Origin of the sequence: Pontibacter pamirensis, assembly GCF_010015475.1 — a bacterium.
In the GTDB taxonomy this organism is placed as follows: domain Bacteria; phylum Bacteroidota; class Bacteroidia; order Cytophagales; family Hymenobacteraceae; genus Pontibacter; species Pontibacter pamirensis.
Genome location: NZ_SSNI01000018.1, coordinates 33,642 through 55,767, shown reverse-complemented (window position 1 = coordinate 55,767; position 22,126 = coordinate 33,642). Strand labels below are relative to the sequence as shown.

Below are 22,126 nucleotides of genomic sequence, written 5' to 3'. Positions count from 1 at the left end.
ATAATGCTGCTATTTATCTTTTTTGGATGAGCCATATTACAAATGGCTTCTTCTCGATTTCTCTGCCATATTCATTAGCTTTCTACATACTGCTTACCACCCCACAATTTCCACCTTGCTCACACCTCCGGCTTTCTTTTGCACGCGTATCTGGGTGCCGATGCGCTCTTTCAGCGCCTCGACATGCGAGATGATGCCTATCATTTTGCCACCAGCCTGTAAATTTTCCAGGGTAGATATGGCAGCATCCAGTGTCTCAGCGTCCAGTGTGCCGAACCCTTCGTCAATAAACAGCGAGTTTATCTGAGTACGGCGACCTGCGAGGTCGGAGAGGCCCAGCGCCAGCGCCAGGCTAACCAGAAAGCTCTCACCGCCCGACAGCGTGTTCATCGGTCGGATGGCTTCGGCCTGGTACGTGTCCACTATCAGCAGCTCCAGGTCCTCGTCTGAGGATTTGAGGATGCGGTAGCGGTCGTTGAGCTTTTGCAGGTGGCGGTTGGCAAGTTCAACGAGCCTGGCCAGGGTCAGGCCTTGGGCAAAACGGCTGAATTTATTTCCATCTGCAGAGCCAATCAGTTCGGCTAGTTGGTCCCAGCGGTTGCATACCAGTTGCTGTGTTTGCAGCTGCTCGGCCAGTTCTTTGTTTTTGGCGCGTTGCGCTGCGTCCTGCTCTAACAGTTGCTGGTAGCGGGCGCGCTGCTCAATCAACTCCCGTTGTTGCTGCTTTTTGTCTTCGGATGTTTTTTGCAGTATTTCCGTGCTTTCTGAAGTAAGCTGTTTCGCCTGCGTTATCTCCAGGTCGTGCCGCACATCGCTCAGGGATTTACGAATTTCTGTCAGGTGCTTCTCTGTCTGGGCTTTCAGGTTAGCCAAACGGTCTGCTTCGTCCCGTTCCAGCAACATCTGGCTAAGGACCTCAATGGTCGCGATGCCTTTCTGCTGCAACACCTGCAGCAAGGCATCGCGCAGCCTGTCGAGCACAGACTTATTTTGCTGATGTTTGGAGGTGCACTCTTTTCGTCGTTGCCGTGCCTCCTGCAGCTGCTGTTGTTTTTTTTGATATTTTGAACGGGCTTCTTCTGCCTGATTAGAAAGATGGCGGAGTTCCTGCTGGGCCATCTGCCGCTCCTGCTGTGGAGCTTTTTCACCGAAAAGCTGCGTGCGTGTTTCCTTCAGCTTTGTCAGTTTCACGTGTTCCAGCCTCAGGTTTTCCTGGCGCTCTTTCAACTCCTGCTCTTTCTCCTGTACCTTCGTCTGCAGGGCTTTTACCTGCTCTTTCAGTTCAATATACTTTTCACGCATCTGCTCCAGTGCCTGCTGTTTCTGCTGGTGCGCAGCTGCCTGCTGCTCCAGCGTTTGAAGGAGCTCTTGTTTTGCCTCCGGCTTGTAGACTAAGCGATATGTGGCTGCAAAAGACTCTGTTATCTCTGTATGTGCCTGTTGCTGCTCCTGAAACTCCTGTAAGGCATCCTGAAGCTTTTGCAGCTGCGTTTGCAGCAGCTTATCAGAGTGTTGCAACTGGGCGTATTTGCCCTGCGCCTGTACCTGCGCCTCGCGTAGCTGCATTAGTTGCTGGTTTACAGCCTCGGTTTCGCGGCTCAGGTTGCGGGCCTGCGCCAATGTCTTATGCAGCTGGTCCAGCGCCTGCTTTTCATTCTGTAGCAGTTCTGTAAGCTTAGCGGCTTCATCGATTGTCAGGTTTAAGGCAATGCCTTCTCCTAACTGGATAAAGCTAAGTTGCAGGCGTTCCTCTTCTGACGCAGCTTCTGCTTTCGCCTGTGCAGCTAACTGTAGTTTTGGCTGCAGCGCACTGATTTGCAATTGCAGTGTGTGGATGTTGCGCTGAAGTTTCGCTACCAAGGCCTGTTGACTGTCTCTTTTCTGCTCTTCTTCCGTTAGGTTGATGCTATAGGCACCTTCTACAAAAGGATGATGTTCAGAGCCGCACAAAGGACAAGGCTCCTCCGGTTTCAGGGTATGTCGCGCCTGCTCATACTCCTGGATGCGCTGCTGTAAAACCACCAGCTTCTGAAGGTCTTCCAGCCGTTCTGCGGCAGCTGTGTGGCTTCGTTGCGTTTCCTCTAATTTTGTTTTGTGTGAAGCTGTTTCCTGCTCCTGCTCTGCAATTTGGTTCTGAAGGCTTTTCAGTTTCTGCTGCAACACAGCATGCTGTTGAGCTAATTCAGCCAGGCGTTCGTACCGAGCCAGCACTGCCGGCTGGGCCTGTGCCGCCTGCTCCAGTTCCTCCATGCTTTTGTCGGAGAGAATTTCCTGCAGCTGTGTCAGCTTTTCCTTCTTTTGCTTTTCCAGCTCTTTTTGTTGTGCCTGCTGTTGCTCCTGTGCCTGTATAAGTTGCTTTACCTGGTGCGCCTCCTGCGCGCGTTGGCTTTGTAGCTCCTGCTGCTCTTTCTGGTTGGTATTTAACTTTTGCTCCACTTCCTGCAGGTCTTTCAGGGTCCGCCGGAACTCAGGCAGATTTTCCCGCAAGTCCTGCAGGTGCTGGTTGGTCTCCAGCCAGCCTTTGAGTGCGGTGGCCTCCTGCGTCAGCTTTTCCAGCTCCTGTTGCTTTTCGGGCAACAGCGCCTGTTCCTGCTTCAGGGCTGCCTCAAATTGCTGATAAGTTGACTTATCTTTTGTGTAATTATCCCGAACAGCGTTTAGCTGGTGGTCCAGCCTGGTAACCTGCTCCAGGAGTGGCTCCAGCTTTTGAAGCTTTTCCTCTTGCTGCAGATAAGCTTTACCGGCATCCGTGGCCACCTTTCCGGCCAACTCCAACTCCGCCTCCAGTACTGGTAACTGCTTTTCCAGTGTCAGGAGCTGCTCCTGTACTTCTGTCACCTTGCTGTTGGCAGCTTTAATCTCTGTTAGTTCGCCCACATACTGGTTTGCCTGTTCATGCTGCTGCAGCTTCCGGAAATCGGGTTGCAGTTGTTGCAGCTTCTGCTCCTGTACCTGAAGGGCCGCCTCGTGCTGCTGTTTCCTGGACTGTAGTTGCTTTACCTGCTGCAGCCACTGCAGCTGTTCCTGCACAAGGTTGATTTCCTTCTGAAATACTGCTTCCTGCTCCTTTAGCTCTGCAACGCTTTGCTCATATGCCTGGCGCTGTTCTTCGGGTAGTAGCTTGCTGTCCTGCAGGCGGCGCTCCAACGCTTCGCGCTTTTGTCGCTCGGTCTTTGCCTTTTCAAAGGCTGATTTAGAAATCTCGGAATAAATGCCAGTGTCAGTGATTTTCTCTAAGAGGTTGCTGCGTTCATTCGGGTTTGCCTTCAGAAAACGCGCAAAGTCTCCCTGCGACAGCATGACGGAGCGGAGGAACTGGTTGTAATCCAGTCCGCAGACTTCAGCTACTCTGTCGGGCACCTGGCTCGGCTTCAGATCAAATGGTTTGTCATCCTCCAGGTCGCACAGCTCCATGTGCACCGGCTGCATGTTGCCGTCTGCTTTGCCCCGGCTGCGGCGGATGTGCCAGCGCGAGCGGTAGCGCTGGCCGTTCGCCTCAAACTCCACCTCCGAAAAGGCCTCTGCTGTGTGGCGTGTCATCAGCTCCAGTGGCTTATCACTACTATGGCGATGCACCAATCCATACAAGCCCACTGTGATGGCATCCAGTATGGTGGTTTTGCCGGCACCGGTCTGGCCTGTGATGGCAAATAATCCTGCATCGGCCAGCGGGCTCTGGTCAAAGCGGATTTCATGCTCACCCTTCAGCGAGTTCAGGTTCTGGAAACGGACAGAAAGGATTTTCATGGGTGTACTTGTTTGCTTTTGTTTATCTGGCGCAAGTGCTAATCGAACATGACTTTAGAGTTCGGCTTTTGCTGCGTAGTGTGCTATACCTCGCAGGAGCTGCGCACGCTGCGAGGTCTATGTTAACTTTCTAACTCTTTAACCTTCTAACTTTTAACTTCTTTAACTCTCCTCCACCTGTTCCATTAGCTCCAGCAGTTCAGAAAAGGTAGCCACCAGTTCAGAATAGTCACTGTCAGGATAGGCGCTTTCGCAGCGTTTGAGGAACACGTCTTTTTCGCGGAGGGTGTGCAGGTCCATTTCTTCGTGCACCTGCTGTTCCAGCGTTTGCGTTGCGGCCTTGATAAGGGGCGGGCGGTGGATGAGCAACTGTATCTCCGGCTTTAGTGACAGTACCTCCTCCAGTTGCTGGTTCAGGTCGGGGAGGGGCGTGTCGAGTTCTACCTGTATCTCGGCCCAGGCGGTTAAAGTATAGTCACTGTTATCATACACTGCCAGTTGCTGCTTCACCTTCTCCAAAGAACCTTTGAAGCGCACTAATTTACGGCAGCAGGGTATCTCCAACTCCTTTAGGTCGGCTAGTTTGCCACCTTCAAAATCCAGCACGTAATTGACTTTCCTGTCGGTTACCTCGCTGAAGGAAAGGGGAATGGGAGAACCAGAGTAGCGGATGTGATGGCGCTTGTTTACCTGCTGCGGACGGTGCAAGTGGCCGAGGGCCACATAGTCGAACTCCTTCGGGAACTGTTCTGCGCCGATCTGCCCGAGGTTGCCCACATGTATCTCTTTCTCACTGTCGCAGGCGGTGCTGCCAGCAGCAAACAAATGGCCTGTTGCTACCACAGGTATGCCTTGCTCCTTGTACTGGTGCAGATGCGGCACAAAAGCCTCGTAATGCGCTGCTATACCTTCTTTGATGCGCTGCTCCCGCTCCTCATAGCTTTCTCCGGCCACAGATAGCCTGATGTCGCGGTCGCGGAGGAAGGGCACAGCACACACTACCAATTCCAACTGACCCTGCGTGTTTCGCAATTCGATTAACTCGTCCAGCGGGTCAGGTGTGGCACCACCAATCACGTAAATATTGAAGCATTCCAGCAGCTCCCGTGGGGCGTTCAGGGTAGAAACGGAATCGTGGTTACCACCCGTAATGATGATATGGCGGCAGCAGGTGGCGCATACTCTCCGCAGAAAGTCATAGTACAGTTTCAGGGCGGTGTTGGAAGGGGCTCCGTTGTCGAACACATCGCCGGCCATAATAAGCACCTCTACCTGCTCCTGCTCAATGGTTTGCAGCAGCCAGTTCAGGAAATACTGATGTTCTTCTGTCCGTTCGAGGTTAACGAGGCGCTGGCCCAGGTGCCAGTCTGAAGTGTGTAGTACGCGCATATCCCTTTTCTTGTCTCCTATTCAGCTCTAAGATACAGCAGGAGGCAGGCATAATACAAGTTGAGGGAAAAGCATTTATCAACAGGTTATTAACAATTAGAATAATTTGTAGCCGGTAGAAGTTTTTCTTGCTGTTATGGTTTTCAACTAGGCATTGTTGTATGGGGAAACCAATGTCCCCGGCAGGTGGTTTACAGATACAGATATCCGGAAGAACAGTAGAGGGCAGTAGAAAATGTTTGCTTAAAACAACAAGGGCAGGAGTATACATCTACTCCTGCCCTTAATCCTATCATATTCAACTTACTCATCCACACCTTGTTCAGTAGGTAAACCTGCTTCTTTTAAACTTTGAAAGCCGCCAATGTTATAGATGTGCTGAAACCCTGCTTCCTTCATTAGTTCAGCAGCTTTGCCGCTGCGGTTTCCGGAGGCACAGTATAGATAATAGACTTTATCCTTCTTCCAAGTTTTTATCTCTTCGGCAAAATCCCCGCCTCTGTAATCTGAGTTGATAGCGCCAGTCAGGTGGCCATCGGTAAATTCTTCCGGCGTGCGCACATCCACCACCATGGTTTTGCCACTCATGCGCTGCCTTTTAAACTCCTGAGTGCTCAGGTTCTGGACCTCCACCGGCGTACTATGCTGTGGACCGGTACAACTGAAAGAGACAAGAATGATAAAGACTAACAGTATGGCTTTCATGGGTATATGTATAAATACTTCAGATGTAACTCGTATCAAATTTAGAAATTATAGAGCAGAATCATGCATGTATGGCTTTTAAATTCAATTCAATGAATTGACACGTTTTAAAATGCTTTGCCCCTGTTAATAAGGTCAATAATTTCTGTAAGTGTTGTATCGGTGAGAGAGTAGTAGATGTATTTGCCCTCCCGGTGCGTGCTGACGATGCCTTTGTCTCGCATGTTAATGAGGTGGTGAGAGAGGAGAGACTGCTCAATTTTCAGGACTTCCTGCAGTTGGGTAACAGTGAGCCGGTTGCGCTGCTCCAGCAAGTCAATGATGCTTATGCGCATGGGGTGGGCCAGGCACTTGAGAACGTAAGCGGCCTTTTCCAATTTTTTTTTGTCGATCCTGACTCTTAGGTTATCCATACAGAGGTGCAATTGGGTGGCAAAATATATGGCCATGTATTCATATATTAAAACATACAGCTAAAGCACCATCGAAGTTCATTTTTTCCTGCATTTGTGACTTGTTTCCCTTGAAAAGCAACGGTAAAAAAAGAAAAGCAGCACTGGCAATACCAGTACTGCTTTTAGTGTTCTGCTTCTCCTCAACAGACATCAACCGGTACAGGTCTCCAAGTTGCGTATAGTGGTCGTTTTCGCCTACGCCATTGCGGTCGTACCAGTCAGCTATAACGTTCTGGCCAAGGTTCTCAGCGGGCTCCTTGTATGTTTCATCAGTATAGATGGTGTCGAAACTGTTCGGGAAGTTCCTGTTAGGCTTTTATAATAAAAGCGCTAAATAAAATATTCCAGTGGCGCTGCTGAACCTGTTTATGCCACCAGATATGTACAAACGACGAAGCCCGGCCTTACGCCGGCAGCGCGTACATCCGCTATTAAAATGCTTCGCCTATACCTACCTGAACAGCAAACCCTGCCCGGCCATAGCCTATGTCCAGCCGGGAGTGGAGTTTCTCTTCCGGGAGCAGTCTTAACCGGAAGCCGGTACCAACAGAATACTTCAGGGAGGATAAGCTTGTTTCGGAAAACTCATTGAAGACATCTCCTGCTCCCGCAAAGGCAACCATACCCAGGCGCCAGAAAAGCGGAAAGCGGTACTCTGCCTGTACGCCCGCGAAATTATTGGCAAGAAAACGGTTGCGGTTATAGCTGCGCAGAATCTGCTCGCCGCCGGCACTAGCCAGCCTTTGCACCGGAACTTCCCCATCGTTCAGGTTTAGGACAGCATTAACGGCAAATACATTGTCTGTCTTCAGGCTCCAGTATTTGCTGGCAATAAAATTATAGTTGTTATAATTGAAATCGCCGCCAAAGGACTCGCTGAAACGGTGTGCAGAAGCTTCCAGGTAATAACCGCTGCTCGGGAAGGCTGTGTTGTTCCTATTGTCGTTTATGATGGCAACCCCTATGCCTGTATTGATGCCTCCCCTGTAACCCGGTATTTGATTTGTCAGCAGTTGGCTTTGCGACTCTCCTTCAGCAGGGTTTAAATTCGTTTCATAGTAGTTCGTTGCCTGCAATTCGGGCCCAATAAATACACGGTTCCCGATGTTCTTTAAAGGAGCTATCCTGCCGCCTATATAACTGTATCTGAATATTTCCTCGGCTTGGTCTGGCGTTTCATTGCCTATGCCAAAGAAGCGGTCGCGGAAGACGCGGTGACGCATTTCACCGCGTATAAAATACTTTTCGTCCCGGGTAAAAATATTCCAGAAAAGCCACTGGTGCGTTTGCCTGTTTGTTGTAAAGTCGGTGAATAGCCGGGCTATGGAAAGCCTGGTAGAGGCGGTGTCTGTTTTGCTTCTCAATTTCAGATAGCCGATGACAGAGGCCCCGAAAGCAAATTTCGTGTTTGGAGTATAGTAGGCTATCGGCGCCGGTATGATGCCTCTTTTTGTTTTGTTTGCCTCGATTTGCTCTATTGCAAGCGGCTTTTGCTGCGCAGCGGCGGGTTGCGCAATAAGTAGAATAGTAAGGCAGGAGACAATAAGAAGATACTGTTTGGTGCTTTGCATGTGTGTTAACGTGTAAACATGGTTGTTTTGAAGTTCTTACGTTAAAGCTGCTGCTGCAGGGGGTGCTAAAGCTGTTTAGGACTACTTTTTTTAATGAATAAGGAGATTTTACCTTGAATTAGTTGGGTATACATAACCTTGAGGGAGTTTAAGTTTCATGTTTATGCTAAAAAGCAGATGGTTCGCCTGAATTCTACCTGAGAAAGCCGCCTCCTTCTCAGTTTAGAAAGCCTCCCCAATTACAATATAAAAGTTGCTGCCTTCGCGACCGTAGCCCACATCGATGCGGATGTTCAGCCGCTGCTCTTTGCTGAGTGCATAGCGGAGGCCGGAGCCGATAGAATATTTAAGTGTAGAGAATTGTACATCGGAAGTCTGGTCGAACACATCGCCTATTCCCGCGAAGGCTGCCATACCGAATCTGCGGTACAGGGGAAAGCGGTACTCTACCTGCGTGCCGGCAAAATTATCGTCGAGGAACCTGTTGCGGGCATAGCCGCGCAATATACGGTCGCCGCCGGCAGTGGCCATGCGCATTACCGGCACCTCGCCGTTGTTCAGGTTGAGCACTGTGTTAAAGGCCAGCACCCGCCCCGGCCGCACTTCAAGGTACTTGCCGAAGTTGAGGTTGACGTTCCGGTAATCAAAATCACCACCAAGCATTTTGCCGAAATTATAAAAAGATGCTTCGAAGAGCATGCCGCTGCTGGCATAGGCTGTGTTGTCGCGGGTATCGTACAGAAAAACCAGGCCAGCACCGCTGTTCAGGCCGCCTTTGTAGCCAGGTATCTGCTGCGCTTGCAGTAGGCTTTCGCGCCCCTCACTAAGCGAGTCATAACTCAGGTTGTAGTAGTTTGTCAGCAGGAAGTCGAGCCCTACAAACACACGATGGCCTATGTTTTTTAACCCGCCTAACCGGGCACTCACAAAGTTGAAAGCATACTTACCTTCGTCTGCGATGACAGTGTTGTTGCCTATACCATAAAAGCGGTCCGTGTACACCCGGTGCCGCAGCTCGCCCCGCAAAAGGTATTTTTCCTCCCGCGTAAACACTTCCCACAACAACTGCTGGTCCATCTGCTTGTTCAGCGTGTAATCGGCTAAAAGCCGGGCTGTGGAAAGGCGGGTATAGGTGGAGTCGGTGTGGCTTTTCAGGCGCAGGTATCCAATTACGGCAGCGCCCAGGCCAAGGCGGGTGTCGGGGGTATAGTACACCACTGGTATCGGGATAAGGCCTTTCACACTTTCACTGGCCTTGCTACTAGCGGCAGTGGTGTCAGTAGCAGTTTGAGCCAGCGTAGTGGCAGTATTGCCCAATAAGCAGCAGCTTATCAGCAGCAGGAGAGAGAGGTGTTTTTTCATACGCGTACTGCTGATAAAGTGAAGAAATTGAAAGGAATTTAAATCCGGAAAGTAATATGTGATGTTACTTTCATCCAACTAAATATACTGTCTTCTACTGACATAAACTATATCTGGCACTTTGGGCAATAAAATAAAGTATGATGTCAAAACTTTGTGGCGACTTGGTTACATTTGGTATATCTAAACTAACCTTAAAACTTTAGTAATCTACTTGATGAACAAAATCTTAACCATTGCAGTTTGTCTGGCGCTTGGTGCAGGCAACGTAATGGCGCAGGAGACTTTTCCGCGCAACGGGGTATATGATGAACGCTCCGGCCTGGTAGCGTTCACAAATGCCACCATTCATACTGATTATAAAACAACGCTTCCGAATGCCACACTAGTTATCCGAAACGGAAAGGTAGAGGCTGTCGGGGGCAATGTAAAAGTGCCTGCAGGCGCTGTAGTGGTAGATGCAAAAGGCAAGCACATTTATCCGGGCCTGGTAGACATGTTCACCAGCTACGGCTTGCCAGAGGTAAAAAGCGAGCGCAGAGGCTATGGCTCACCGCCGCAGCCAGACACAGAAAAAGAGGGCGCTTTTAACTGGAACCAGGCCATCCGCCCGGAAACAAATGCGGTGGAGCTTTTCAAAATTAATAAGAAGCAGGCTGAAGAGCTGCGCAAGCTTGGCTTCGGTACTGTGCTGGCGGTGCACCGCGATGGCATTGCCCGTGGTACGGCTGCTTTGGTAACACTGGCTGAAGAGCGCGAAAACCAGGTGGTTGTATTGGAGAAAGCAGCCGGCACACTGTCATTCGACCGTGGTTCTTCGAAGCAGGATTACCCTAACTCGCTCATGGGTGCGGTTGCCCTGTTGCGCCAGACGTACCTGGATGCCCAGTGGAACGAACAGAACCCGGAGAAAGAGCAGAACCTTTCCCTGAATGCTTTTACAGCGGCCAACAAGTATCCTCAAATTTTTGAGGTAGAAGACAAACTGAACCTGATGCGTGCCGACAAGGTAGGCGACGAGTTTGGCAAGCAATACATTATGAAAGGAGCAGGCGATGAATATCAGATGCTGCCGCAGGTGAAAGCGACCAACGCTCCGGTTATCCTGTCTCTGAATTTCCCGGACGCCTATAACGTGGAAGACCCTTTTGATGCGCGCCGCGTGTCTTTGGAAGACATGAAGCATTGGGAGATGGCGGCTGCCAACCCGGCGATGCTGCAGAAAGCTGGTGTTACCATTGCTTTTACTGCTTCTGACATGAAGGATAAAAAAGATTTCCTGCCAAACCTGCGTAAGGCCATTGAATATGGTCTGCCAGCAGAGGAGGCACTGAAAGCCCTCACCGCCACACCCGCTAAATTACTGAATGCAGACAACAAAGTGGGCAGCCTGAACAAAGGTTATTTAGCTAATTTCATCATCACGAGCGCTGATTTGTTCGACAAAGAGAACGTGATTCTGGAGAACTGGGTGCAGGGCAACCAATATAAAGTTTCAGAAGTGCCTTCTGATTACCGCGGCGTGTATACCCTGAAAATGGCAAACCAGCCGGAGCGCAGGTTGCTGATTGCAGGTACACCAGAAAAGCCAGAACTGAAGGTGGTGGCGCAGGATACGGTAAAAGGTAACATCTCCTTCTATGGTAAAATGGTGACGCTCTCGTTCAACAAAGACAAGAAGAGCAAAGAGAGCATCCGCCTGAGTGGCTGGTTAAATGACAAAAACCTGCAGGGCGAAGGACAGTTGCCTGATGCCACGTCCGTGAAATGGATGGCTACTTTTTCTGAGGCCATGAGCCAGAAAGCGAAAAGCGACAGCACCAAAACAGCGCAGCCAGTAGAACTGGGCAATATGATTTACCCTTTCCAGGCGTTTGGTGTCGCTGAGTTGCCGAAGCAGGAGACGGTATTAATCAAAAATGCCACTGTCTGGACAAACGAGAAAGAAGGGAAGTTGGAGAACGCAGACGTGCTGCTGAAGAACGGCAAGATTGCCAAAGTAGGCAAGAACCTGAGCGAGTCTGGTGCTCGCGTAATTGACGGAACAGGCAAGCACGTAACGCCGGGTATCATTGACGAGCACTCTCACATTGCGCTGGATGGCGTGAACGAAGGCACACAGTCTGTTACTGCTGAAGTACGTATGGCCGATGTGGTGGACCCGGAGGATATTAACATTTACCGCCAGTTGGCTGGTGGTGTCACCACCTCGCAGTTGCTGCACGGTTCTGCTAACCCGATTGGTGGGCAGTCGGCGGTAGTGAAGCTGCGTTGGGGCAAGAGCGCCGACGAAATGCTCATCAAAGACGCCAAGTTCATTAAGTTTGCTTTGGGTGAAAACGTGAAGCACTCTAACCGCAGTAACCTGCACAGCATCCGTTTCCCGCAGTCGAGAATGGGGGTGGAGCAGGTGTATGTGGATGCCTTTACACGTGCCAAAGAATATGACCTGGCCTGGAAGAACTACAACAAACTGAGTAAGCGCGAAAAAGCCAAAACACCGGCCCCACGCCGCGACCTGGAATTGGATGCGTTGGTAGAAATCCTGAACGACGAGCGCTTTATCACCTGCCACTCTTACGTGCAGTCTGAAATCAACATGATGATAAAGGTAGCCGAGCAGATAGGCTTTAGAGTGAACACGTTCACGCACATTCTGGAGGGCTATAAAGTAGCCGACAAAATGCAGGAGCATGGTGCCGGTGCCGGTACATTCTCTGACTGGTGGGCTTACAAAATGGAAGTGAAAGATGCCATTCCGTACAATGCAGGTATCATGAATAACGTGGGCGTGCTGACGGCCATTAACTCTGACGACGCTGAAATGGCCCGCCGCCTGAACCAGGAGGCCGCCAAGAGCGTGAAGTATGCCGGAGTAAGCGAAGAAGACGCCCTTAAAATGGTGACGTTGAACCCGGCCAAACTCATGCACCTCGACGACAGAATGGGTAGCCTGAAGGAAGGCAAAGACGCTGACGTAGTGCTTTGGAACGATCATCCGCTTTCTATCTACGCCAAGCCGCTGACCACGTTTGTGGACGGCATCGCCTACTATGACCTGGAGCGCGACGAGCAGTTGCGTGTGGACTTGGAAAAAGAACGGATGCGCCTGGTGCAGAAAATGCTGAACGAGAAGTCAGGCGGTGCTAAAACACAGGCCCCTGTCACTAGAAAAGCCCGTGTGGTGCACTGCGAAGATGTGGAGTTCAGTGAGGAAGAGTCTTACCTCGCACATTAAATAACAAATGGTTACATGGCTAAATTGATAAATGGTTGTGCGTTTTCTTACACCTGTTCAGCAATTTAACCATGCAGCAATTCAACAATTAAAGTTAAAATCATGAGATTCAGAAACATATATATAACTGCAGCACTGACAGCCTTACTAAGTATACCAGCCTTGGCACAGGTGCCTGCTCCAGCTCTGAAGCAGAGCAAACCGATCTTGCTAAAAGGCGCTACACTGCATGTGGGCAACGGCCAGGTAATAGAAAACGCTGCCGTAGGGTTTGACAACGGCAGGATTACGTATGCCGGACCGCAGAATGGTGTGAGTATGGGTAGTTACGAGGTGGTGGACGTGACGGGGCAGCACATTTACCCAGGGCTGATCCACCCAAATTCCACGCTGGGCTTGAATGAGGTAGAGAGTGTGCGTGCTACCATCGATTGGCGCGAAGTGGGGGACTTTAACCCAAACGTGCGCTCAATTATCGCCTATAATACAGATTCAGACATTATACCTACTGTGCGTACGAATGGTGTGCTGATGACGCAACTGACGCCGGTGGGCGGTACCATTTCCGGTTCTTCCAGCATTGTCCATTTGGATGCATGGAACTGGGAAGATGCTGTTATGAAAGCCGATGAGGGTATTCACCTGAACTGGCCAAACATGCTCATCCAGACAAGTAACAGCGACAACGATGAGAGGCTGAAGCGCATGGCTGAGAGCCGGGAGGAGACCCTGACAGAACTGACGAAGCTGATGCGCGATGCAGCGGTGTACAAAAATGGTGAGCACGACAATGAGAATCTGAAATTAGCGTCTATGGCTGGTCTGTTTGATGGTTCTAAGAAGCTGTACATTCATGCAGACTATGGCAAGGAAATCATTGAATCTATAAACTTTGCAAAACAGCACGGTGTGAAAGACATTGTGATTGTTGGTGGAGGAGATGCAATAGCCGTGGCTGATTTCCTGAAGGCAAATAACATATCAGTAATTTATTCTGGTGTGCACGCCCTGCCATCACGTGCCGGGGAAGATGTGGATATGCCTTATAAAACGCCTTACCTTTTGCACAAAGCGGGTATTCCTTTTGCGCTGGATTACAACACCAGTATACATGGTATTCGTAACCTGCCCTTTATTGCAGGCACTGCCGCCGCTTATGGCCTGGATAAAGAGCAGGCATTGGCTGCCGTTACCCTGAACGCCGCTAAAATTCTTGGTGTAGACAAGCAGGTGGGTTCTGTGGAGGTAGGTAAAGACGCAACCATTGTGGTGTCAGCCGGCGACCTGCTGGATATGCGCACCAGCAATGTAACGCACGCCTACATCCAGGGCCGCAACGTGGACCTCAACAACAAGCAGAAGTACCTGTATGAGAAGTTTGACAACAAGTATAAGGCGCAGCAGAAGTCAGCTCCTACTACACCTACTTCCATGAAAAACTAAATCTGTATTAAGTTGATAATTTTAAAACGAGCTGCCTGGTTTCCGGCAGCTCGTTTTGTTTTAGCAGGTGCTCACACGCGCCTTTGGCTGTACTGAAAATCAAAAAGCATGAGCAGTTCAATACGGTTATAAGTTTTATAGCTACGTTCAGCTTAGACTTATCAAAGCTTACTGTATTGTATGCCTGGCAGGAAAAAGAAAACCCCACGCTTCTGGCGCAGGGTCCTCAGTAAGATATAAACAAACAATCAAATACTAAACTAAACGTTTTAAATGCTACCTAGCTAATCGGCTAGGAGGCTGACCCGCTCCGGAATACTGGTTAATGCTGCGCTTTCCCTTTTCCTGCATGGAACAGGCATTCTCCTTTTATTTTATATCAGGCAGAACAACTGGTGCACAGGGATTACTGTGTTTCAACAGGTTTAACAAATACCTAGTTCTGTTATTCAGCTGGGTGAGGTTTTGCTTATCTATACCAGTTTATGCGTTGTTTTACCGTAAGCCCTGCCTCTGCATCCGGAATGAGCGAGAGGAGGGGTATCAGACCCAGGGCAGCAATAAGTTTCTTCATAAGCTTGGAACAGGCAGTAGCAATAGGATAAAGCTAAGGAACCCTTCTGGTTTCACCTAAAAAAATAGATGAACTGCCCGAACTTCTCGACGATTAGGGTTAAAACATCATTGATGCTGCAATTGCCTGCGTGCAAAAAGGAAAGGCCGCAAAATTTGCGGCCTTTCCTTTTTGCATAAGAGTTATTTTATTTAGTAAGGTTTAGCAGAATGAGAGTCCTTCTGTGCCTGTTCAACACCTTCTTCACCAGTTGTATTACCCATTGGTCCGTCAGTACCCTCAGCTTGTCTCTTCTTCTTCATTTCTTCTTTCATTTTCATCATCTTCTCGCTCATCAGCTTAATTCCTTCAGCCACACGGCGTCCGTAATCTTCATCGGCTTGCGTGAAGTGTTCCAGCATCTTGTCCTGAATGCGCTTGTCACAGGTAGCCAAGTCATTGGATAGGTTCATGATCAGTTCATCGCGTTCCCAGTCTTCGAAGTTGCGATACGTTTCACCAGCTTGCTTAAAGGTATTTGTACGATCAATATGCTGGCGCGTCAGGCGGGCTTCATAAAGGGGCATATGATCTTTCCCAGGCTTCGGAGCTTCCTGCAAACCACCTAGAACAGACGGTTCGTAGTTCACGTGTTTGTTCTGGCCCTCAGCGAAATCTGTTTTAAAGGACATTTGCCCGCCGCGCTGATTTGTGGCAACTTTGTTTCTTGGTGCGTTAATCGGAAGTTGCAGATAGTTCGCACCAACCCGGTAACGCTGTGTATCAGAATAGGAGAACGTGCGGCCCTGCAGCATTTTATCATCTGAGAAATCCAGGCCGTCTACGAGAACCCCGGTACCAAATGCTGACTGCTCTACCTCATTAAAGTAGTCTTCAGGGTTTCTGTTCAACGTCATTTTACCAACAGGGTACCATGGGAAATCTTCTCTTGGCCAAAGCTTGGTATCATCCAACGGGTCGAAATCCAGTTCCGGATGCTCATCATCACTCATAATCTGCACCAGCAGTTCCCATTCAGGATAGTTACCCTCTTCAATGGCCTCATATAAATCCTGTGTGGCGTGGTTAAAGTTTTTGCTCTGCACTTCCTGCGCCTCTTTTTGCGTGAGATTGCGGATGCCCTGCAGCGGCTCCCAGTGGTACTTCACCAGCACAGCTTCACCGTCAGCGTTCACCCACTTATAGGTATTCACTCCAGAGCCTTGCATCTGGCGGTAATTGGCCGGAATGCCCCACGGCGAATACAGGAACGTCACCATGTGAGTTGCCTCTGGAGTACCTGAGAAAAAGTCAAAGATGCGCCCTGCGCTCTGTATATTAGTAATAGGGTCAGGCTTTTGGGAGTGTATCAGGTCAGGGAACTTCATCGCGTCCCGGATAAAGAAAATCTTGAGGTTGTTACCTACAAGATCCCAGTTACCGTCTTCGGTATAAAACTTCACTGCAAAGCCGCGTGGGTCACGCAGTGTTTCAGGTGAGCCAGACGGATGGCCGACAGTGGAGAAGCGCACAAACACAGGCGTTTCTTTTCCTTCTTCCTGAAACAACTTGGCACGTGTGTATTTGGAAATTTGCTGATCGCCCACTTTGCCATAAGCCGTAAAAACCCCATGAGCACCGGCTCCTCTGGCATGTACCACACGTTCTGGAATACGCTCCCGATCAAAGTGAGAGATTTTTTCTATAAAATGATAGTTCTCCATGGTAGCAGGTCCACGGTTGCCGACAGTTCGAGTATTCTGGTTGTCAGTAACCGGATGGCCCTGGCGGGTGGTAAGCCTGTTGCCTTGTTGACCATTCTGGCCGTTACCTGAGTTCATTTTCCCGCCGCTTTGGTTTTGCTTGCCGTTTTCGCTTTTTTCTTTCATAATTATAATTTACCTGTTTTGATGAGAGACATATCTCCCTTATGCTTATACTATGTCTGAACCTGAATTGGTTATAGATTTTCTCAATGCATAATCTATCATGTATATAATGCTTTTAGATTGTATACGAGAGGGTAGTTTATGTTATGCAAAGGCAGGTGGAGAAGATTTACCTCATGGGCTGCAGTTCCGCTTTCTGTCAACTGTGATTATCGGGGCTTTGCCTGAAAGGGCGGTTCCTGAAAGGGCGGTTATAGGTTCTAAGGGAAAAGAGGACGGCTTCTACGATTACCATAAGGTGGAAAAACTGCAGGAGATACACCTTTATATCTATTTGCAGCTGCATTTTAGAGGTATAAATAAACGTTGGCGGCTTAGGTTCGTTTATATAGGTAAAGTAGAATTGAAATTTAAAACATACTATACCTATGGAAAGAGACAACCAGAATTACAACCGAGATTATCGCAACAACAGCAACCGAAATAATTACCGCAACGATAAAGATGAGCAGTTCGAAAATTATAGAGACCGCTACAGCAGCAGTGATGGTGGCAATTACTATGGCATGCGGGATGAAGATGCGGAGTACAGTAATGTGCGCAGCACAGGCAGCAACACGTACGGTGCCGGCCCGGTAGGAGGCTACGGTGCCAGCAGTTGGCGCGGTGCCCAGGATACCGACCAGGACCAATACCGTTACGGCGATCCAAACCCATTCATGGACAACGACAGGAATGGTGGCTACGAGCGTACAAGGGGTACAGGCTGGCGCGATAATAACGACAGATACACTAATAATACCAGAAACAACCAAGACGACAGAGGCAGAGACCAGGGACGAGAGGGCGGATATTCCCGTGGAGACAACAGTTACCAGTATAGCGGCCAGGGCAGGCGCTTCGGCGAATTTGGCCGTGATGAAGGCAGAACATATAACCGGGACCGAAACACCGGTTACAACGCAGGCACAGAAGATAGTTACTACGACCGTTCTGATTTTAAATACGACCGGGAAGATAACAATTACCGTGGTGGAGGCCGTAGCAGAGACACGGGCTATAGCCGTGACAACGACCGCTACCTCGACAACGAAGACTTCCGCTATAGCGGACGCATACAGAGTACCGGCAGCGACCGCGACGATAACTACGCTACCGGCCTTTACGCTTCTAACCGCGCTTACCGCAGCGACAATCCGCAGTCTGACAGCGACGGAGACCGCGTGAGCAGCCGTCAAAACCGCTCCGGCAGGTCAGGACCTGATTACAGGGCCAGTTCATCGGCCAGTGACTATAGTCCGCATGGCCAGGTACGTGGATAAGTAATTTGATTTTTTAACACAACAAAAGCCCACGCTATATTGTGGGCTTTTGTTGTGTTATACATACCTAGAGCCTTGGGTAAGTTTTGCGTAAATACACAGGCATCAGGCTAAAACCCAGGCACGAAATAATGTTTTTGAAATTTACACGAAGATGAATACCCTAACCGCTATACTTCCGGTGGCACTGCTGCTGCTTCTCTTAAGTAGCTCCTGCACCCTTCAAAATAATACCCTTAGTACTCAAACAGAAACTATACAGGACGCTTACTGGATACTTGTATCCCTGGAAGGACAGAATGTGCAGGCATCAAAAGATACACGCACAGCCTATATCCGGTTTGAGGAAAAAGACGATGATGTAACCGGTTACACAGGCTGTAACAGAATATCGGGCAGTTATACATTAACAGATGAGCGCCTGCAGCTATCAGAGTTAAGCACCACCCGGATGACCTGCGCAGACATGCAGCTGGAAAATAAAATGTTGGAGGTGCTAAGCCGTGTAAATACGTACCGTGTTGCAGGAGATGTATTAACCCTGTATGACGGTGACAAAGCCGTGGCTACTTTTATGACAGGTAATGTAGAGGTGATGGAAAGTGATTTGGACAGGAACATAAACAACGACAATAACTGACGCACCCTTTGCAGCAGGTGAAACATGCCCATACATCTGTCTGTTGCGAATGATTTGTATAACCATCCGCAAATTCACTTCTGCGATAGTGGGAGATGTAGACTGCTTCACTCAGCACCAGTTTGCTTACATTCCCTTTAAAGCAGCTGCACAACTCTTGCTACCTCAGGTGTAGGATAGTGCGTGCAGCTATATTCTTTAACCCACAGCTGAGTTAACTACTTGCTTTGCGATGTTTTCAGCAGCAGTTCATTAAAGTTCTCCAGCAGACTGATGTATTTGCGCTGCAGTGTTACAAGTTCCTGTTCACACTCTTTCATGCTATTGGGCTTGTAAGGCTCCTGAGGTGCTCCATCAAATTGCAACAGCAGGTTATTGTTTATAGGCGCCTGTGGCTTAGGTGTCTCTTTCTTTACGGTTTTACTCAGATGCGGGAACTCCAGTGAAAAGTCATGGTGTATTACCTCGCCTAACTTCAGGATAAAGCTATACGGAATGCTCGACTCCTTAAACTTGTTGTATAGGGTTTTGCGGCTAATGCCAAGCTTTTCTGCTACCACACCTACTGCCACACCACTCGCTTTTATGGCATCTTTAATTATTTCACCTCGGTGTATACCTGTTTTTATCTCTGTCTGCTGCATGTTACCTGTTTGTGTAAGGGTGTATATGTATACAAATATAGGTAACCAGTATGTATGATATGTGAATGTGGACAAATTTTACACGTATGTGGAATAGTGGTTCTGTGTCTTTATATTGTTTCTTTCTGATAAACAATGAGTTGTGGGTTTGAAGTGTTTCGCGGACTAACTTGTGCCTTTTAACTATACACATATTATCCACACAATGATAAAGGCTTTATGCCTGATCTGCTTCATCGGTATAGCGGGGGGAAGAAAAAGTAGGTTATAAAATAGAGGAACGCAATTTATTTATTGAAATACGTATACTATGTCAGATAAACACGTATTTCTAGTACGGTATTTTAAATTTCAGTAAGGTCATGTTAAAGAACAGTGCCAAAAAAGCTGTAGAAGATGTACTAAGTATAGAACTGGGGGAGAAGGAGTCTCAGGAGTTGTATTACAGCATTTGCAATTACTTAATTGATCACGATGATGCCTGTTACATTGGTGTTATCAGGTTTAAATATTCACTGCTCTGCGATGGTATAGACAGTGACGTAAGCGATTATTTTATTATGGAGTTTATGTTAGAGAAAATGAGGCAGAAGCATCCTCTGATTCTGATGGCGCTCACAAACCTTGTTATCAGTAAATGCTGAACGCTTTTTCAGTTCAGTTCAAATAGCCTCATCAGAAACTAGCCGGGTAAAAACGTGTAGCTCTTTCGAAATGAGCCAACAGACTCATCGTTCATCCTGTTTAAAAGTCAGCAGGTTATATTAAAACTGACTTACATCAGATAGAATGCTTCCGGAGCCAGCGGTTTTGGTACCTCCTCCTCTTGTAAAATCTGCTTGATATTAATCTCTATTGTTCTGGCGATAGCTGTTACAGCTGTGTCGGTAGGTTTGTTGCGGAAAGGGTCCTGCATGTGCTTTCCGGTTTTTTCTAAAAGGAAAAACGTAGAAGCAATAAAAGTTAGGATGGGAATCTCGAAAAGGCCAACGGTTTCCACCAACGCAAGAGAAAGCACAATCAGGAACAGGTAAATAAAGAAGTGAACGAATAACCTGTAGGTAATTGGAAAAACGGTGCTGTTGATTCTTTCCGCTTTCCCCATTGAGTCACAGAGTCGCGTAATAGTGCTATCTATCTGAACCTGCTGAAAAGGGTTTACAGCTTCACGCTCGTAAAGATTTCTCAAATCTTCCGTGTGCAGCATTAACAGGGCAAATGGCTTGTTGTTCTGTGTTTTGATAAAGTCAATGTCTTCCTCCGATAAATGGCTGGTCTGTTCTGCTGCAATCGGATCCTGCCCCCTTAGCGACTGGCCAAGGCAATAGCACCAGGCAATCTGCCTGTGCGCCATCCTTTTTATTATTGTGCCTGTGTCCCCTTCTCTCCTGGTAAACCCTTTTAGTTGCATAACAAACGAGCGGGAATCATTAACAATAGCGCCCCATACTTTTCTGGCTTCCCACCACCTATCATAAGACTGGTTGAGGTTAAAAGCCAGTATCAGCGCAATGGAAGTACCCAGAATGGTAGGTAGTTGAAACGGAATGATGGGGAGATAATCTACAAAGAACAGCTTCAGGATATGAAACACAACAGAAAAACAGAGCACACTGAGCAGATCATTTTTGACTTTTCTGAAAATATACCTGAAAGGGATGCGTGTATTTATTAGCATTCGGCACGTTTGTTTATTTGTTCATACGCCAATGGCAGGGAAACCAATACAGCCCAGGGCAATATATGCTGTTGTGGTTGGTCTAGTAAATACAACAGCATACGTCTTTACGAATCGCTCCTCCCTTCGTTGGGTACAAGCAGGCAGAAAGGCGATGTAAATTGATGAGGACAAATCGTATCTTCATGTAGCTTGGGAAGCGCACGATTTCAGCACCTGAATCGCATTCACGGCATCTTTGGAGGGTACGAAAATATGATCATGATAAAATGCTGCCACTACATTGCAGCTGATACCGGCTTTTGCCAGTGCCGTAGAGAAAGCGGCTGTTAGTCCCACTGCTTCCAGCGAGGAATGTACCTTTAGTGTAATCCAGGATGACACAAAAGAATAGGGCAGGGCCGCTTTGTCTGCTGCTTCTTTGAGTAACACTACCGTGAGACCTTCTTGTTCTTTGAAGCTGAACAGCACCTGAGCCAGGTCTAAGGAGCTGTTCTCTTGAATTGTACAGAATACGTATTCTCCATCGTTTAGCTCAGGTTCCAGTTGCTGCAGTAGTGTCGTAAGGTTTTTTACTCCGTTCGTGTCCATCAGGCTGCATACGTTAAAAACCACTTCTAGAATTCTAAGTTTAAGCAGGATAAAGAAACAATGCTAAGAATAAAAACGACCGCCATTAACTACACGGATTTTGTAGGGGCACAGCAGATGCTAGCGTAGGCTGTTTACTGCCGTTCCAGCCTCTGAATGAGAAGGTTTGTTTTTATATAACGCATAAGGGTTTTTGTACAATTCTCACTATAAAAGGGTTTGAAGTTTGAGTGTAAATCTTTGTTAACGTATAAATACTGATAAATCTAGGTATTTATAACTATCTGCTCGATTATGTAGTATATTTGAAGTAGATATACAAATACACAGTCAGTAGACTCTATCCTTAAAACTATTGAGGGGAAGGTAATGCAGGTGTTGTATAACGCTAAATGGTGTTAAGAATGAATGAGTTAACAAATTTTTACAAGAAGTTATCCGGTTGTGATTTTATTGCGCTTACTCCTATAAATGAAGGCCGGTTTTATTGCCGGTTTTATCTAAACGGGCTCTACCTCGACAGAATGTTTATCACAGACATCAGCCTTCAGGAAGAACTTCTTCTGCTAAGCGAGGACGATGAAATGATTGATGAAAACAGCATCTCACGTCTGAAGGATAAATACGCAAAATTATTAAAAGCTACCGATGGCGAGGGAGCTCTTGAAAGTGCAGAATTAGATAAATAGAATAGCCAATGTTGGTAGATGCTACTACCAACGATATCTTCATCAACAAAGCCTTGTAAAGCCACATACAAGGCTTTCCTATTTCTAGCTGTTACCTACCGTACGCTGTTTCCTTAACACCTTCCCTGGATATAATGAAAACAATTTGTCCTGCTACTTGTGCCTTTTCTTCAGAAGGATAGCATTAGCGCAAGGTATAGGGCATACAGC

General features: G+C 48.0%; 16 protein-coding genes. 6 read left to right on the top strand and 10 right to left on the bottom strand.

Annotated elements, in window-relative coordinates:
• Positions 1 to 93: 93 nt before the first annotated feature.
• The 6 genes from E1919_RS15595 to E1919_RS15570 all read right to left on the bottom strand — a co-directional run bounded on the left by E1919_RS15595 (position 94) and on the right by E1919_RS15570 (position 9,229).
• Positions 94 to 3,747: an AAA family ATPase gene (locus tag E1919_RS15595; protein ID WP_162054332.1), complete on the bottom strand. Its 3,654-nt coding sequence runs from the start codon at positions 3,745 to 3,747 to the stop codon at positions 94 to 96.
• 162 nt (positions 3,748 to 3,909) lie between these two features.
• Entirely contained in the window at positions 3,910 to 5,136 is a 1,227-nt protein-coding gene (locus E1919_RS15590; RefSeq protein ID WP_162054331.1) for an exonuclease SbcCD subunit D C-terminal domain-containing protein, read from the bottom strand.
• 303 nt (positions 5,137 to 5,439) lie between these two features.
• Entirely contained in the window at positions 5,440 to 5,841 is a 402-nt protein-coding gene (locus tag E1919_RS15585) for a rhodanese-like domain-containing protein (protein ID WP_162054330.1), read from the bottom strand.
• Between the two features lie 107 nt (positions 5,842 to 5,948).
• Positions 5,949 to 6,254: an ArsR/SmtB family transcription factor gene (locus E1919_RS15580; protein ID WP_162054329.1), complete on the bottom strand. Its 306-nt coding sequence runs from the start codon at positions 6,252 to 6,254 to the stop codon at positions 5,949 to 5,951.
• A 473-nt stretch (positions 6,255 to 6,727) separates the two neighbouring features.
• Positions 6,728 to 7,867 (bottom strand): BamA/TamA family outer membrane protein, encoded by a 1,140-nt coding sequence (locus tag E1919_RS15575; protein ID WP_162054328.1) that lies wholly within the window; start codon positions 7,865 to 7,867, stop codon positions 6,728 to 6,730.
• Between the two features lie 222 nt (positions 7,868 to 8,089).
• Positions 8,090 to 9,229, bottom strand: coding sequence for a BamA/TamA family outer membrane protein (locus tag E1919_RS15570; RefSeq protein WP_162054327.1), 1,140 nt, complete (start codon positions 9,227 to 9,229; stop codon positions 8,090 to 8,092).
• Positions 9,230 to 9,446: 217 nt separating this feature from the next.
• On the opposite strand from E1919_RS15570, the gene E1919_RS15565 reads away from it, so the two are divergent.
• Positions 9,447 to 12,467 carry an amidohydrolase family protein gene (locus E1919_RS15565; protein ID WP_162054326.1) on the top strand — a complete coding sequence of 1,007 codons (3,021 nt, stop codon included), beginning with the start codon at positions 9,447 to 9,449 and terminating at the stop codon, positions 12,465 to 12,467.
• A 102-nt stretch (positions 12,468 to 12,569) separates the two neighbouring features.
• Positions 12,570 to 13,910 carry an amidohydrolase family protein gene (locus E1919_RS15560; protein ID WP_162054325.1) on the top strand — a complete coding sequence of 447 codons (1,341 nt, stop codon included), beginning with the start codon at positions 12,570 to 12,572 and terminating at the stop codon, positions 13,908 to 13,910.
• 765 nt (positions 13,911 to 14,675) lie between these two features.
• Here the strand turns inward: E1919_RS15560 and E1919_RS15555 are convergent.
• Entirely contained in the window at positions 14,676 to 16,304 is a 1,629-nt protein-coding gene (locus E1919_RS15555; protein WP_162054390.1) for a catalase, read from the bottom strand.
• 476 nt (positions 16,305 to 16,780) lie between these two features.
• Here E1919_RS15555 and E1919_RS15550 point away from each other — a divergent pair, with 476 nt between their 5' ends.
• Both E1919_RS15550 and E1919_RS15545 read left to right on the top strand, forming a co-directional pair.
• Positions 16,781 to 17,674, top strand: a complete 894-nt coding sequence (locus E1919_RS15550; RefSeq protein ID WP_162054324.1) for a hypothetical protein — start codon at positions 16,781 to 16,783, stop codon at positions 17,672 to 17,674.
• 154 nt (positions 17,675 to 17,828) lie between these two features.
• A complete protein-coding gene (locus E1919_RS15545; protein WP_162054323.1) occupies positions 17,829 to 18,314 on the top strand; it encodes an META domain-containing protein in 486 nt (161 codons plus the stop codon).
• A gap of 218 nt (positions 18,315 to 18,532) precedes the next feature.
• Here E1919_RS15545 and E1919_RS15540 read toward each other — a convergent pair whose 3' ends face one another.
• On the bottom strand, positions 18,533 to 18,958 hold the full coding sequence (locus E1919_RS15540) for a helix-turn-helix domain-containing protein (protein WP_162054322.1): 426 nt from the start codon (positions 18,956 to 18,958) through the stop codon (positions 18,533 to 18,535).
• A gap of 362 nt (positions 18,959 to 19,320) precedes the next feature.
• Between E1919_RS15540 and E1919_RS15535 the strand changes: the two genes are divergently transcribed.
• On the top strand, positions 19,321 to 19,602 hold the full coding sequence (locus tag E1919_RS15535; RefSeq protein ID WP_162054321.1) for a hypothetical protein: 282 nt from the start codon (positions 19,321 to 19,323) through the stop codon (positions 19,600 to 19,602).
• 131 nt (positions 19,603 to 19,733) lie between these two features.
• Here E1919_RS15535 and E1919_RS15530 read toward each other — a convergent pair whose 3' ends face one another.
• Together E1919_RS15530 and E1919_RS15525 are read right to left on the bottom strand one after the other, a co-directional pair.
• Positions 19,734 to 20,636 carry a bestrophin family protein gene (locus tag E1919_RS15530; RefSeq protein ID WP_162054320.1) on the bottom strand — a complete coding sequence of 301 codons (903 nt, stop codon included), beginning with the start codon at positions 20,634 to 20,636 and terminating at the stop codon, positions 19,734 to 19,736.
• Positions 20,637 to 20,819: 183 nt separating this feature from the next.
• The gene (locus tag E1919_RS15525; RefSeq protein ID WP_162054319.1) at positions 20,820 to 21,227 is read right to left on the bottom strand and encodes an ACT domain-containing protein; all 408 of its coding nucleotides are present in this window, start codon (positions 21,225 to 21,227) and stop codon (positions 20,820 to 20,822) included.
• A 404-nt stretch (positions 21,228 to 21,631) separates the two neighbouring features.
• Here E1919_RS15525 and E1919_RS15520 point away from each other — a divergent pair, with 404 nt between their 5' ends.
• Positions 21,632 to 21,916, top strand: a complete 285-nt coding sequence (locus tag E1919_RS15520; RefSeq protein WP_162054318.1) for a hypothetical protein — start codon at positions 21,632 to 21,634, stop codon at positions 21,914 to 21,916.
• Positions 21,917 to 22,126 lie beyond the last annotated feature (210 nt).

Excerpts from the sequence above, each read along its gene's own strand:
- E1919_RS15535 (WP_162054321.1), top strand. The coding sequence starts at position 19,321 with ATGTTAAAGAACAGTGCCAAAAAAGCTGTAGAAGATGTACTAAGTATA.
- E1919_RS15585 (WP_162054330.1), bottom strand. The coding sequence starts at position 5,841 with ATGAAAGCCATACTGTTAGTCTTTATCATTCTTGTCTCTTTCAGTTGT.
- E1919_RS15570 (WP_162054327.1), bottom strand. The coding sequence starts at position 9,229 with ATGAAAAAACACCTCTCTCTCCTGCTGCTGATAAGCTGCTGCTTATTG.
- E1919_RS15545 (WP_162054323.1), top strand. The coding sequence starts at position 17,829 with ATGAATACCCTAACCGCTATACTTCCGGTGGCACTGCTGCTGCTTCTC.
- E1919_RS15555 (WP_162054390.1), bottom strand. The coding sequence starts at position 16,304 with ATGAACTCAGGTAACGGCCAGAATGGTCAACAAGGCAACAGGCTTACC.
- E1919_RS15590 (WP_162054331.1), bottom strand. The coding sequence starts at position 5,136 with ATGCGCGTACTACACACTTCAGACTGGCACCTGGGCCAGCGCCTCGTT.
- E1919_RS15595 (WP_162054332.1), bottom strand. The coding sequence starts at position 3,747 with ATGAAAATCCTTTCTGTCCGTTTCCAGAACCTGAACTCGCTGAAGGGT.
- E1919_RS15530 (WP_162054320.1), bottom strand. The coding sequence starts at position 20,636 with ATGCTAATAAATACACGCATCCCTTTCAGGTATATTTTCAGAAAAGTC.
- E1919_RS15520 (WP_162054318.1), top strand. The coding sequence starts at position 21,632 with ATGAATGAGTTAACAAATTTTTACAAGAAGTTATCCGGTTGTGATTTT.
- E1919_RS15525 (WP_162054319.1), bottom strand. The coding sequence starts at position 21,227 with ATGGACACGAACGGAGTAAAAAACCTTACGACACTACTGCAGCAACTG.
- E1919_RS15560 (WP_162054325.1), top strand. The coding sequence starts at position 12,570 with ATGAGATTCAGAAACATATATATAACTGCAGCACTGACAGCCTTACTA.
- E1919_RS15565 (WP_162054326.1), top strand. The coding sequence starts at position 9,447 with ATGAACAAAATCTTAACCATTGCAGTTTGTCTGGCGCTTGGTGCAGGC.
- E1919_RS15550 (WP_162054324.1), top strand. The coding sequence starts at position 16,781 with ATGGAAAGAGACAACCAGAATTACAACCGAGATTATCGCAACAACAGC.
- E1919_RS15540 (WP_162054322.1), bottom strand. The coding sequence starts at position 18,958 with ATGCAGCAGACAGAGATAAAAACAGGTATACACCGAGGTGAAATAATT.
- E1919_RS15580 (WP_162054329.1), bottom strand. The coding sequence starts at position 6,254 with ATGGATAACCTAAGAGTCAGGATCGACAAAAAAAAATTGGAAAAGGCC.
- E1919_RS15575 (WP_162054328.1), bottom strand. The coding sequence starts at position 7,867 with ATGCAAAGCACCAAACAGTATCTTCTTATTGTCTCCTGCCTTACTATT.